Annotated in this window: 12 protein-coding genes; 7 read left to right on the top strand and 5 right to left on the bottom strand. The window is 71.3% G+C overall.

Translation table 11 applies throughout. The annotated features are described in order from the left end of the window. Nucleotides 1–127 precede the first annotated feature (127 nt). Entirely contained in the window at nt 128–538 is a 411-nt protein-coding gene (locus O7608_RS12010; protein ID WP_289210030.1) for a PPOX class F420-dependent oxidoreductase, read from the bottom strand. A gap of 301 nt (nt 539–839) precedes the next feature. On the opposite strand from O7608_RS12010, the gene O7608_RS12005 reads away from it, so the two are divergent. Both O7608_RS12005 and O7608_RS12000 read left to right on the top strand, forming a co-directional pair. Continuing rightward, nucleotides 840–1,706 (top strand): IclR family transcriptional regulator, encoded by an 867-nt coding sequence (locus O7608_RS12005; protein ID WP_289210029.1) that lies wholly within the window; start codon nt 840–842, stop codon nt 1,704–1,706. A gap of 54 nt (nt 1,707–1,760) precedes the next feature. Then, a complete protein-coding gene (locus O7608_RS12000) occupies nt 1,761–2,219 on the top strand; it encodes a YybH family protein (RefSeq protein WP_289210028.1) in 459 nt (152 codons plus the stop codon). A gap of 125 nt (nt 2,220–2,344) precedes the next feature. Here O7608_RS12000 and O7608_RS11995 read toward each other — a convergent pair whose 3' ends face one another. The 4 genes from O7608_RS11995 to O7608_RS11980 all read right to left on the bottom strand — a co-directional run bounded on the left by O7608_RS11995 (nt 2,345) and on the right by O7608_RS11980 (nt 7,646). Next, nucleotides 2,345–3,982, bottom strand: a complete 1,638-nt coding sequence (locus tag O7608_RS11995; protein ID WP_289210027.1) for a dihydroorotase — start codon at nt 3,980–3,982, stop codon at nt 2,345–2,347. Between the two features lie 10 nt (nt 3,983–3,992). Further along, a complete protein-coding gene (locus O7608_RS11990) occupies nt 3,993–5,414 on the bottom strand; it encodes an MmgE/PrpD family protein (protein WP_289210026.1) in 1,422 nt (473 codons plus the stop codon). Beyond that, nucleotides 5,407–6,270, bottom strand: coding sequence for a cyclase family protein (locus O7608_RS11985; protein ID WP_289210025.1), 864 nt, complete (start codon nt 6,268–6,270; stop codon nt 5,407–5,409). Before O7608_RS11985 ends, O7608_RS11990 begins: the two co-directional genes overlap by 8 nt. Nucleotides 6,271–6,440: 170 nt before the next feature. Next, a complete protein-coding gene (locus tag O7608_RS11980) occupies nt 6,441–7,646 on the bottom strand; it encodes a CaiB/BaiF CoA transferase family protein (protein ID WP_289210024.1) in 1,206 nt (401 codons plus the stop codon). Nucleotides 7,647–7,799: 153 nt separating this feature from the next. On the opposite strand from O7608_RS11980, the gene O7608_RS11975 reads away from it, so the two are divergent. The 5 genes from O7608_RS11975 to O7608_RS11955 all read left to right on the top strand — a co-directional run bounded on the left by O7608_RS11975 (nt 7,800) and on the right by O7608_RS11955 (nt 13,175). Then, nucleotides 7,800–8,660, top strand: coding sequence for an HpcH/HpaI aldolase/citrate lyase family protein (locus O7608_RS11975; protein ID WP_289210023.1), 861 nt, complete (start codon nt 7,800–7,802; stop codon nt 8,658–8,660). 63 nt (nt 8,661–8,723) lie between these two features. Further along, nucleotides 8,724–10,004 (top strand): DUF4437 domain-containing protein, encoded by a 1,281-nt coding sequence (locus O7608_RS11970; protein WP_289210022.1) that lies wholly within the window; start codon nt 8,724–8,726, stop codon nt 10,002–10,004. 4 nt (nt 10,005–10,008) lie between these two features. Then, a complete protein-coding gene (locus O7608_RS11965; RefSeq protein WP_289210021.1) occupies nt 10,009–10,356 on the top strand; it encodes a hypothetical protein in 348 nt (115 codons plus the stop codon). A gap of 160 nt (nt 10,357–10,516) precedes the next feature. Beyond that, nucleotides 10,517–12,115 carry an ABC transporter substrate-binding protein gene (locus O7608_RS11960; RefSeq protein WP_289210020.1) on the top strand — a complete coding sequence of 533 codons (1,599 nt, stop codon included), beginning with the start codon at nt 10,517–10,519 and terminating at the stop codon, nt 12,113–12,115. Between the two features lie 91 nt (nt 12,116–12,206). Then, nucleotides 12,207–13,175 (top strand): LLM class flavin-dependent oxidoreductase, encoded by a 969-nt coding sequence (locus O7608_RS11955; protein WP_289210019.1) that lies wholly within the window; start codon nt 12,207–12,209, stop codon nt 13,173–13,175. Nucleotides 13,176–13,194: the final 19 nt, after the last annotated feature.

The raw sequence follows: 13,194 nt of genomic DNA, 5'->3' as shown, positions 1-13,194 counted from the left end.
GAGTCGACTCGACACCCAGCCTCGCCCCGCACCGGGAGTGCGGCCAGCGGCAGGCACCTCGGCTGTGGACAACGCAGATGGTTGTGGACAACCTGCGCGCGGCACAGTGGATCTGCTACGGGCGGGGTCAGCCGTGCGTGTCGGGCCCGGCGTGGCTGATCGTCACCCGCACCGCGACCCGCCTGTCCCGCCGCATCGCGGCCCGGTAGTCGTCCCAGTCCGGGTGCTCACCCGAGATCCGCCGGTAGTAGTGGATCAGCACGTCGAGGGCGTCCGGCAGCGCCACCACCTCGGCGGTCCCGTCGATCTGCACCCAGTCGCCGAAGAACCGGTCGGTGGTCACACAGAAGGTCACCTGCGGATCGCGACGCAGGTTGCGTACCTTTGCCGCGCCCTCCCTGGTGCTGACCAGGACCCGGCCGTCGTCGTCGACGGCGACCAGCACCGGACTGGTCTGCCACCGACCGTCGGCGTGCCGGGTGATCATGACAGCCCGGTGGTTCGTCCGCAGGAACGCCGTCGCCCGATCCAGCTCCATGTCCGCCTCCTCCGCGTCGTGCGCTGTCCTCCGCCAAGGACGTGTCGCATCGGCGATCGCGCGCCCGAGGGGCGCCGCGCGGCGCGGGGCTCCACCACGCCGTCGTATCGGATACGCGATGGCAACGACACCATATGCTACCGGGACGGCACGATCCGGTACGGCCAATCCCGGTCTAGCCGCCGGACCGGAACGCCGTTACGCTCTGGTTTCCATCAGCCTCTGCACGCGGGCCGACCGCTTCCGCCAGGGGAAATCAGCGAGCCGGATTCATCAAATCCGGCTGAGCGAGGAGTTGTGTGTGTTGCCCCGACAAGCGCGGTCCGAGCCCGACTCCACCGGCCGGGACAAGGCCACCGAGGCGTCCAGTGCGACCATCGCCGCAGTGGAGCGGGCGGCGGACGTACTGCTGTTGTTCGGTCGGCTGCCCGGCGACGATCTTGGTGTCACCGAGATCGCCGAGGAACTGGGGCTGTCCAAGGCCGCGGTGCACCGGGTCCTGGCGTCACTACGGGGTCGCGGGTTGATCTCCCTGGACGAGAACACCCGCCGCTACTCGCTCGGGGTGGAGGCGCTACGGCTGGGTCTGCGGTACCTGGAGCGCATTGACGTACGCCATATGGGTCGGGCGTACCTGCAGGAACTGCGCGACCGGACCAATGAGACCGCGACGCTGTCGGTCCTGGCCGGTGCCCGGCACCGGGTGTACGTGGACCAGGTCACGCCCGCCCGCGAAGTGATCATGTCGGTGAACCTCGGCGAGCCGTACCCGTTGCACGCGGGCGCGTCGTCGCGGGCGTTCCTCGCCTACCTGCCGGCACCACGGATCGAGGAGTACCTGGCGGCGTCGGAACTGGAGGCGGTGACGCCGCTGACGGTCACCGACGTGCAGCGCCTACGGGAGGAGTTGGCCCAGGTCCGGGCGCAGGGCTGGGCGAGGTCGGCGGCTGAGCGCAAAGAGGGCGCGGCATCGGTGGCGGCACCGGTGTTCGGCCACGACGGGGTGCCGCTCGCGGTGATCAGCGTCTGCGGGCCGATGGAGCGGTTCTCCGACGAGTTCGACGTGTGCCGCGACGCCGTGCTGGAGGTGGCCGCGCGCTTCTCCGAGCGGTGCGGTGGGCGTGGGTCCACCGTCCGGGCTGGTCAAACCGAGCCCTCGACGGGATAATGGAACGGCGTTCCAGCGCTGGACCGCAGGTCGACCGAGAGCGAGGACGCCGCCATGCCCGTCACCCCCACCCGCTCGGCCGTCGACACCCCGGCGCAGATGCTCGACGCCCTCCGGGCGCGTGACCTCGACGGCGTACTCGACTGCTTCGACGGCGGACCGGACACGTACGTCTTCCTGGAGGGCCCCCGGTGGACCAACCGGGGTGGCGACCGGGTCCACGAGGGCTGGCGACGCTACTTCGACTCACCGATCCGGCTGCTCGACTGGCGCTGGGCTGACGGCCCGGACGTGCACGAGAGCGACACCGTCGCCTTCGTCTGCGGCGTCGTCGACTGCCGTTTCACCGGCGGGCCGCAGGACCGCGAGCTGCGAATGCGGATGACCTGGGGGCTACGGCGTGCCTCGGACGGCGTCTGGCGGATCATTCACGAGCACGGCTCGCAGCCGCTGGCCGACCCGTACGGCACCGGCGACTGGTTCAGCGAAGCCGGATCCGGGCAGCCGGCCTAGCCGACCGCCCGGCCCGCACCGGCCCGCGCCGGCCGACCGACCACCGCGCCGGCGGCCAGGACGTCCGCCGGCGCGCAGCCGGCCAGGACGTCGACCACCGCGACGTCGGCCGGCGCACCGGTCGGTCAGGACGTCGGCCGGGCCAGGTAACGCCCGGTCGGCTCGGTGGTCACCGTACCGTCGATCATGATCTGGCGGCCGCGCAGGAACGTGTCGGTGACCTTCGCCGTCAGCTCGAACCCCTCGAACGGGGTGTACTCCTGCGCCGAGGCGGAGTCGGCGGCCCGTACCGTCCAGGTGCGTCCGGTGTCGACCAGCGCGATGTCCGCGTCGAGCCCGACCCGGATGCTGCCCTTGGTCGCGCCGAGACCGTAGCGCCGGGCCGGATTACCGGCGGTCAGCTGGGCGACCCGGTTCATCGGCAGGCCCCGCCGGCCGCCCTCGCTGACCATCCCGGCCAGCAGGTACTCGGCGCCGCCGAACCCCGACTTGGCCAGGAACACGTCGTCGCGGTCGGCACCGAACTTCAGCTCGTCACGACAGCAGGCGTGGTCGCTGACCACCCAGTCGATCCGGCCGTCGAGCAGGTACCCCCAGAGCGCCTCGACGTCGTCGCGTGGCCGCAGCGGCGGGTTCACCTTCCCGCCGATGCCGTGCGCCGTGTCGCAGTCGGCCAGCAGGTGCCCGATCGTCACCTCACGCCGGAAGTCGATGTGCGGGAACGCGTCGGCCATCAGCAGGGCCGCCTCGACCGCCTTGCGGGAACTGAGGTGCAACAGGTTGATGGTGGGCAGACCGGTCTCGTGGGCCAGGTACGCGGCGATGGTGACCGCCAGCCCTTCCGAATGCGGCGGCCGGGACCGGTGGTACGCCGCCAGACCGCTCAGCTCCGGGTCCTGCTCCACCAGCTTGGTGTAGGCGCTCATGATCTCGGCGGTCTCGCAGTGCAGCGACAGGGAGATGCTGTCGGCCAGCTCGGGATACCGCTGCCGGGCCGCCTCGATCCCGCGCATCACGAATTCGAAGTGGGCGTAGTCGTAACGCTCCCCGGGCGGGGTCATCAGGAAGGCGCTCTGGTCCTGGCTGCGCCCGTGCAGGCCGTGGCTGCCGTAGAACATGAACACCTTGAACGAGGTCACCCCGTGCTCGCCGACCAGCATCGGGATCTCCTCGATGTGCTGCTGGCTCATCGGAGCCAGGTGGTAGGCGTAGTCGACCACCGCCCGCCCCTCGGTGGCCGTCAGCACCTCGGGGAAGAAGTCGGCGTACGGTCCGCCCTTGTTCAGGTAGTACTGCCCGGTCCGCATGTAGGTCAGCGCGGTGGTCACCCCACCCTGCGCGCAGGCCCGGCTCTCGCTGTAGGCGTCGTCGGGCAGCGGCCGGTAGATGCCCCAGTGCTGGTGGGCGTCGACGACGCCGGGAAACGCCAGCCGACCCCGACCATCGACGACGCGCGGGCCGGGCCGCGTGCCGTCCCTGGCCGGGCCCGCCGGTCCAGCCGGGCCGTCGCCAGCCGGGCCGTCGCCAGCCGGGCCGTCGCCAGCCGGGCCGTCGCCAGCCGGGCCGTCGCCAGCCGGGCCGTCGCCAGCCGGGCCCGCCGGTCCAGCCGGGCCGTCGCCAGCTGCTGCGGCGGCGGCGCGGGCCAGGCCGGGTGCCAGCTGCACGATCCGGCCGTCGCAGACTCCGATGTCCAGGTCCTGCGGCTGCTCCTGGTCGTCGAGGACGACCTTGACGTTGGTGATGATCAGGTCCAGCTGGCCCATCGTGCCTCTCCTAGCTGCTGGTGGTGAAGGTCGACAACGGCGCCAGAACCGCCCGTACGTTGCTGGCCGAGGCCAGCGCCGCGACCTCGCGGCGCACGGTCCCGGCCGCTGCCGCGTCGAGCCGGCCGGCCACGTTGTCACCGAACTTGCGGGCCAACTCGTCGTCGCTCAGCGGCCGCTGCGGGCCACCCCGGTTGGCCAGCACCTCCTCGACGAGCGTCTCGCCGCTGGTCGTACGCACGGTGACGATCGCCGGGAACTGGTGCGGGTAGATCGCGTCGCAGCGGGCGTCCGGCACCAGACTCACCCGGGCGGCCAGCGCCCGGCGGAGCGGATCCCGTGCCAGGTCGTCGGTGAAGTCGTCCAGTCCGACGCCGAGGCCGCCGCCGCCGAGCAGCCCGGCCACCACCGCGTACGGTCCGCTGAACTGCGCCTGGTAGCCGGTCTCCGGGCGGCGTTTGACCTCGATCGGTTCGCCGATGGTCCGGATCACGGCGGTCGGCACGGCCAGGGTGACCGTGTCGACGTCGGCCGGACGGACGCCGCGGGCGCGCAGTGCGAGGCCCGCGTCGATCGCGGCGTGGGTGAAGTGGTTCGCCGGGTACGGCTTGAAGAAGATGTCCGGCACCGACCACTGCTCGCCCAGCCCGACGGTCACCTCGTCGGGGAAGTACCGGCCGTGCAGCCAGGCCTGGAAGAACCCGAACCGACCTTCCAGCACGGTCGGCGGGCCGGTGAAGCCGTGGGCGACCAGCTGGGCGGCGGTGACCGCGGACTGGGCAGCCAGCCCGCAGTGCAGTCGCTTCACGGTGCCACCGGTGCGGTTGGCCTCGATGACCCCGGCCGCCATCGACGCGGTCAGTCCCAGCGCGTGCCGTACGCCGTCGGCGTCGGCGCCGTAGATGAGCGCGGCGGCGACCGCGCCGCCCATCGCCCCGGTGATGGAGGTGGCGTGCTGGCCGTGCTCGAAGTACACCGAGTTGCCGAGTTCGCGGTCGTAGCCGGCCATGCCGAGCCGGACGGCGACCTCCAGCCCGGCGGCGATCGCCCGCACGGTCCGGCCGCCGTCGGCGCCGGCGTGCTCGGCGGCGGCGAGGGCGGCCGGCACGACGGCGGCGCTGGGGTGCAGCACCGACGGCAGGTGGGTGTCGTCGTAGTCGAGGGAGTGCGCCAGTACGCCGTTGGCCAGCGCCGCGTGGGCCGCGCTGGCCCGCTCGCCGGCACCGACGATGGTGGCCTGCGGGTGGCTGCCCTGGTCACGGACGTAGGCGACGATCGCGGCGCTGGTCGGCAACCGGTGTGCGGCGACGCAGAGCCCCAGGATGTCCAGGATGCGGTGCCCGACGCTGGCCGCCACCGGCGGCGGTACGCCGTCGGTGGCGGCGGCGACGGCGAAGTCGGCGATCCGCTGGGCCAGGGGGGGTTCAGCCACCGGTCACCACCGCGAGTGGGCGCACCGGGGAGCCGGTGGCGCCGTACAGGGCCAGTGGCGCGCAGATGAACAGGAACTCGTACACCCGGTCGTGGGCGAGTCGTTCCAGGTCCATGGTCTCGATCAGGTAGATGCCGTGTTCGACGAGCAGCACCCGGTGCGCCGGCAGCAGTCCGTGCCCGGCGCCGGGGGCGAGCCGCTCGAAGGCGATGGTGTCGGCGCCGGCGGCGTGCACCCGGCGGCCGGCGAGCCAGTAGGCGCCGGCTTCTCCCACGCCGGGCACCCCGCAGTCGAGGCCCATGAACGACTGCCGGTCGCCGCTGTCGAAGTGCTGCCCCCAGCCGCTGCGCAGCAACACCACGTCACCGGCTCCGACGTCGATCTGCTGGCGCTCGGCGGTGGCGGTCAGGTCGGCTTCGGTGATCTCGTAGCCGGGGTCGAGGCGGTCGACGCCGTGCGTGGCCGGTACGTCGAGCAGCACGCCGCGACGGACCATCGGTTCGATGGTGTGCACGCCGAGCTGGTCGTAGCGGCCACCGGACAGGGCCGCGTCGACCGGCAGGCCGCCGTGGAGCCGGCCGTCCTGCGAGACGTGGGCGAGGGCGTCGATGTGGGTGCCGACGTGGGTGCCCATGACGATCATGTCGTTGGCGGCGGATCCGCCGTCGGCTCGCACGGTGTCGCCGTGCCGGCGGGGCAGGCTGTGCCAGTAGGCGGGGTGGTTGGGCGACTGCGGCATCCCGACGGTGAGGCGGCGACCGAGGTCGATCACCCGTAGGCCGGCGCGGGCCGCGTCGAGCAGGACGCTGGCCGGGGCGTTCAGGGGCATGGCCGGTGGACTGATGTCGGTGGTCATGTCTCCTCGTCGGGGTTGAGGACGGTACGTCGAGGTTGCGGGCGGTGCGTCGGGGTTGCGGGCGGTGCGTCGGTGGGGCGCCGGGTGCGGCCGGCGGCTGCCGGTGGGGTGCCGGGGTGCCGGTGGGGTGCCGGGGTGCCGGTGGCGGCACCGGGACGGGGTCGGCCGGGTCACCGCACGATGCGGCGTTCCCGCAGGTCGGCCAGGACTTCTGCGGGTACGGCGAGTTCGTCGCCGAGGACTTCGTCGGTGTCGGCACCGATGTCCCGCCCGGTGAACCGGACCGCCCCCGGGGTCCGCGACATCCGCCACAGCACGTTGTGTTGCAGCAGTGGGCCGAGGTCGTCGTCGGGAACGGTCACCAGCATCGCGGTGTCGCGTACGTGCGGGTCCTCGACGATGTCGCGGGCGGTGTAGATCGGGGCGATCGCGGCGCCGGCTTCGGTGAAGGCGGTGAGGACCTGTTCCCGGGTTCGGGCGGCGATCCAGTCGCCGACGTAGTTGTCGAGCAGGTCGGCGTGCCGGGCCCGGCTGTGTCCGGCGGCGAACCACGGCTCGTCGATGACCTCGGGGTGGCCGACCAGCCGCATCACCCGTTCGGCGATCGCCTGGGCGCTGGTGGAGATCGCCACCCAGTGCCCGTCGCCGGTGCGGTACGTGTTGCGGGGGGCGTTGTTGACCGATCGGTTGCCGTGCCGGCCGCCGACCGTACCGAGCTGCTGGTAGACCGTGGGGCCGGGGCCGACCGCGGTCATGATCGGTTCGAGCAGGTTCATGTCGATGACCTGGCCCTGGCCGCCGTTGCGGTCGCGGGCGAGCAGCGCCATGGACACCGCCGAGGAGGCGGCGATCCCGCAGATCGAGTCGGCCAGGCCGAACGCGGGCAGGGTGGGTGGCCCGTCGGGTTGGCCGGTGAGGTGCGCGAAGCCGCTCATCGCCTCGGCGAGCGTGCCGAAGCCGGCGCGGGCAGCGTACGGTCCGGTCTGTCCGAAGCCGGTGATCCGCAGCAGGATCAGTCCGGGGTTGTCGGCGGTGAGCTGGTCCGGGCCGATCCCCCACCGTTCCAGGGTGCCGGGGCGGAAGTTCTCCACCACGACGTCGGCGCTGGCGGCGAGGCGCCGGAACAACGCGGCGCCGTCGGGGGCGGAGAGGCTGAGCCCGACCGTGCGCTTGTTGCGGGAGATCTCCTTCCACCACAGCGGGGTGCCGGCCTTGGCCGGGCCGTGTCCCCGCATGCCGTCGCCCGCGACCGGGTGCTCGATCTTGATGACGTCGGCACCGAAGTCGCCGAGGATCTGGCAGGCCAGCGGCCCGGCGAGGATCGTCGAGACGTCGAGCACCCGGATGCCGGCGAGCGGTCCGTCGGGCACGGACACCACCCCCTCTCCTGTTCCGTTGTCCGAAACGGCTTTCCGATCAGACCCTAGATCTTCGCCGAGACAGCCGTCAAAGACCAGTCTTGACGGCAGCATGCCGCGTCCCTAGTCTCAGCGAAACAGCGTTCCAGAAGGCGGAATCAGGAGGTCAGCGTGGTTTCACGGTCGTACCTCTACGTGCCCGGAGACGATCCCGGCAAGCTCCGCAGGGCCGGCGGACGCGGTGCCGACGCACTGATCGTCGACCTCGAGGACGCCGTACCCGCCGGCGGCAAGGACCGGGCGCGCGAGACCGTCGCGGCCTGGCTCACCGCGCGGGACCGGACCCCAGGACCACAGATCTGGGTACGGATCAACCCCGGCACGGACGGCCACACCGACCTGACGGCGCTGCCCCTGCCCGGCATCACCGGAGTGGTGCTCGCCAAGACCGAATCGGCGGCCGAGGTGGCCGCCGTCGACCAACTGCTCACCACCCGGGAACGCGACCAGGGTCTGCGCCCCGGCGCCATCGCTGTCGTACCACTGCTGGAAAGCGCTGCCGCGATCCTCGACGCCCGGGAGATCGCCCGCGCCCCCCGGGTGGCCCGGCTGCAGATCGGCGAGGCGGACCTGGCCGCCGAGATCGGGCTGGACCCGAGCCCCGACGGCCGACAGTGGGCCCCGATCCGGACCCACCTGGTGCTGGTCAGCGCCGCCGCCGGAATCGACCCGCCGGTCGCCCCGGTCAGCACCGACTACCGGGACCCCGCCGCGCTGGCCGAGTCGACCCGGGAACTGGCCAGGATGGGTTACGTCGGCCGCGCCTGCATCCACCCGGCCCAGATCCCGGTGGTCAACGCGGTCTTCGACCCGGACCCCGACACCGTCGCGCGGGCCCGTGAACTCGTCGGCGCGTACCGGTCGGCCCTGGCCGAGGGCACCGGCGTCTTCGTCGGCGCCGACGGCCGGATGGTCGACCTCGCCGTGGTCCGGCAGGCCGAACGGACCCTCGACATCGCCCAGCGGCGCTGAGCACAGCGCTGCCGCACACGCCCGACCGACCCGCCGTCGACCGACCGCCACAAGGAGGCAGATGTGCGACCGCACGTCGAACTGATCCAGGAGGACGACTACGTCTGGCACGCCGCCGAGCTGCCCGGCGGCGAGGGCCGGGCCAGTGAGCGCCGACTCTCCGTCGACGAGGAGGACGGCTCGTCGTCGCTGCGCGTCGACTTCCACACCGACTGGGGCCGAGGCCCCGGCATCCACCACGCCAACACCGAGTTCTACGTCCTCGACGGCGCGCTGACCTACGGCGACCGCACCATCGGCAAGGGAGGCTACCTCTACCTGCCCAGAGGGGTGCCGGCCGACGCCGTCCGGTTCGCCGAGGGGACCCGGGTCCTGCACTACCGGGAGTACGGCGACGCCGGCTTCGACCCGGTCGACTCGCTCGCCGCACCCCGCTGGGCGGCCGCCCGTGAGGACGTCATCGTCATCGACTCCGAGGCGATGACCTTCGACGCGGTGCCGAACCCGGGTCCGATGCCCGGCCTGTTCATCAAGTACCTGCACGTCGACCCGGTCACCGGCTTCTACACCCGGCTGGTGTACGCCGAGGAGGGCTGGTCCGACCACCGCCTCGCCCACCACCCCTGCTACGAGGAGGCGTACACCACCCAGGGGCACATGGAGTACAACTTCGGCACCCTGGACCTGGGGACCTACTTCTTCCGGCCGGCGCGGGTCAAACACGGCCACTTCACCTCCATGGAGGGCGGCGCGACCTGGCTGCTGCGCTCCGACGGGGAGCTGTTCAACTGGTACACCCAGAACGAGTGGGTCCGCTGGGGCGGTGAAGGGATCAACTACGGCCCGGAAGGCACCGACCGGCCACTGCGCTGGTCGCAGTCGAGCCACGATCTGGCCCAGCCCTGGCGTACCGCTCCGGACCTGGACAGGTTGCAGCAGGCGTGGAAGTTCCAGAACGAGCAGGGTGCGCCGGACGACCCGTTCGTCCCGCACGGCCTCGGCCCCGACCCGTCGATGATCGCGATCGCGAAGGCGCTGGACGCGGCCAACCTGCAGGGCGGTCACGGGCCGACCGGCGGGCACAGCCACGACCACAGCCACGGGCACGACCACGGCCACGGGCACGACCACGACCACAGCCACGACCGTCCGGAGCCGCCGGCGGCGGACTGGGGCGCGCCGCACGACAGCCTGGCCCACCCCGACGAGCGGACCGGCGAGCACGCCCACAACTGGGGAGCCGGCCGCAAATGGACCGCTGGCGATCCGATCCCCGGACCGATCCTGTCGAGCCTGCCGGTGCGCAGCCGCTCCCGGGGCCGGTGGGACGGCGACGGGATGTGAACCGATGATCTACCTGGTCTACCGAATGAAGCTGTCCGCGCGGGCCCGGCAGCACATGGCCGAGTTCTGGTCCTGGCTGGAACAGCGGGAACGATTCTTCTACGACGACCTGCCAATGGTGGAATCCGTCCGCTGGTACTACAGCGTGATCGGCGACGTCTACGTCATCGAGAACTGGGCGGCTTTCCGGAACGAGGCTGCATGGGGCGAGTACCGCGCCGCGTTGGCCACCCTGAAAAGCGACACGTCCTGGGAGCACGAAAGGGTCAGCCAGGACGAGTGGTGGGAATTCCTGGACACCCGGATCGTCACCGACCCGCCCGTTACCGTCGGCTTTACCCGACAGCCCTGACCCGACCCACAGAGCAGGGTTCCTGACCGACCCGTACCGCACGGATCGACCGACCGTCTCCGCGCTACGGGATTTCTCAGCACTGTCGAACCCGTTCCTCACCGACGTTCCAACATTTGTCCGCCTTTTCTTGGCGAAGATAATCGACAGGAGTCTTGCGATGATTCAGGCTGGACGCGCCGGAAACCGGCGACGCCCCAGATGGCACGGCGGCGGCAGAGCCGCCGTACTCGCCACGCTGACCGCCGGCAGTCTCGTCCTCGCCGCCTGCGGCTCGGGCGACGACCAGGCCGAGACCACGGCCGAGATCACCACCCTGCGCATCGACGTTCTCTCCGAACCGAGCACGCTCGACCCGTTGTCGCTCAACGACACCCCGGCCCAGCGGGTCTACCGCATGGTCTACGACAGCCTCTACGACTGGAACGAGCAGACCACCGAGGTCGAACCGCAACTGGCCGCGCAGCTGCCCGAAGTCAGCGACGACGGCCTGACCTACACGGTCAGTCTGCGCGACGACGTCACCTGGCACGGCGGCGAGGCGTTCACCGCCGACGATGTGATCTTCACCTTCGAGCAGGTCCGCAACACCGACAACGCCTCGGTGTGGGCGTCGGCGGTCTCCGCCGTGGCCGAGGTCGCCAAGACCGACGACCAGACGGTCGCCTTCACCCTGAAGAACCCGTACACGTACTTCCCGGAGAAGCTCGCGATGGTGCCGATCGTCTCGGCCGCCGCCGGCTACCAGCCCAACGACAACCTCTCCCGGGAGATGGTGGGCACCGGACCGTTCTCGTTCGAGTCCTGGCAGGCCGGCGAGAAGATCCGCCTGGTACGCAACGAGACGTACTACGGCGACGCACCCGCTCTGGAGGCCGTCGAGTTCCACGTCGTACCGGAGGACACCACACGGGTGGCGAACCTGCGCAACGGCACCAGCCACATCGCCCCGGAACTCGCCCCGGCCCTGCTCGACCTGGTCCGTGACTCCGGTCAGCAGGCCGAGATCGCCACCGGCAACGTGACCCGGGTCTACCTGTACCCGAACATGCAGGCCGGACGGCCGACCGCGGACGCCGAGGTACGCCAGGCCATCGCCTGGGCGGTCGACCGCAAGGCGATCATCGACACCGTCTACGACGGCGCCGCCCGGTCCGCCTCCACCTACCTGTCGTACGGTTCCCGCTACCACGACGAGGAGCTCGGCAACTTCTACGGCGACGGCGCCGACACGGCCCAGGCGCAGGGCCACCTCGACGACGCCACCACAGCGCCCACCGAGCCGCTGAACTTCGTGGTCAACAATCTGCCCGCGCTGGTCGACGCGGCGGCGATCATCCAGTCCAGCCTGGCCAAGGTCGGCATCGAGGTGGAGATCGAGCCGATGGAGTTCGGTGCCATGGTGCCCCGGCTGCTCGACCAGGAGTACGACCTGCTGCTCACCACGGCACCGGTGAGTGTCACCGCCGGATTCGCCCCCGACTACCCGGCGATCGGCCTGCACTCGACGTCCGTACCGAACTGGAACCGGTTCAGCGACCCCACGATGGACGAACTGCTCACCACCGCCCAGCAGACGCCGGCCGGTGACGCGTCGGCCGCCGCATGGCGGGCCGTCCAGGAGTACGACCTGGTCACCCTCGGCCAGATCCAGCTGGTCAGCGCCCAGTACACCGAGGGTTTCTCGAAGGACCTGACCAACTACACGCCGTCGAACCTGGCCTGGCTGCACAACGTGCCGGAGATCGGGCTCGGCTGACCGCCGACCCTGGTGGGTCCGCCAGCGGCACCGGCGGACCCACCAGGTGACCCGTACGCATCGACAACCCCTCCACGGACGAGAGGCGACCATGACCGCAGACCTCGGGACGATCTTCTACTACCCCCGGCACCGGGGTCCCCGAGACCTGGTGCGGATCAGCGCCGAACTCGCCGGCGGCCCGTTCGACCATCTCTTCCTCACCGAGACCTACAGCGAGATCTTCTCCACCGCCGCCGCGCTGACCAGCGTCGTCGGGCCGGAGATCACCCTCGGCACCGCTGTGTCCAACGTCTACTTCCACCACCCGTACGAGATGGCGATGGCGGTGGCCAACGTCGCCGACCTCACCGGTGGACGGTTCGTGCTCGGCCTCGGCACCGGTCACCAGGAGGTCAACGTCGCCGGCCTCGGGCTGGACATGGACCGGCCGCTGACCTACCTGCGGCGCTACGTCGAGGTACTCCGCGCCTGCCTGACCTCCGGTGGCGCGCCGATCCAGGTCCGCAACCCCAGTTTCCAGGTGACCGGGCTACCGCTGCCATGGGGACATCGGGAGGCCGCCGACGTACCGCTGATCCTGGGTGCGCTCGGCGACCCGATGTGCAAGCTCGCCGGATCCGCCGCCGACGGGGTGGTGCTCAGCCACGCCTCGGCCTCGCGGGCGTCGGACGTCGCCGCGCTGCTCGCCGCGAACCGCCCGGCGGACGCGCCCCGGGCGAAGGTCTACGCGATCGTCAACGTCATCGTCGACGAGTCCCGGGACCGCGCCCGCGACATCATCCGGCCGTTCGTGTCGCGCTACACCCGCTTCCCGTTCTACCGGGCGCTGTACCAGGCCAGCGGAGTCGAGATCCTGCCCGACGGCAGCATCAGCGACGCCGGCATCGACCAGGTCGCGATCGCCGGCCCCCGGTCCTACGTACGGGAACGGGTCGCCGCGTTCCGCGAGGCCGGCGTCGACGTCCCGATCCTCTCCCCCGCCTCGGTGCTCGACCCCCAGGGCGACGGTGACCCGGCCCGCGCCTACGCCGAGTTCGCCGCCGACGTCGCCGGCTGACCCGGTGGCGGAGAAGGAA

This window comes from Solwaraspora sp. WMMA2056 (assembly GCF_030345095.1).
In the GTDB taxonomy this organism is placed as follows: Bacteria; Actinomycetota; Actinomycetes; order Mycobacteriales; family Micromonosporaceae; genus Micromonospora_E.
Note: the sequence above shows the minus strand (reverse complement) of the source record. Positions and strands in the feature narration are given on the sequence as shown.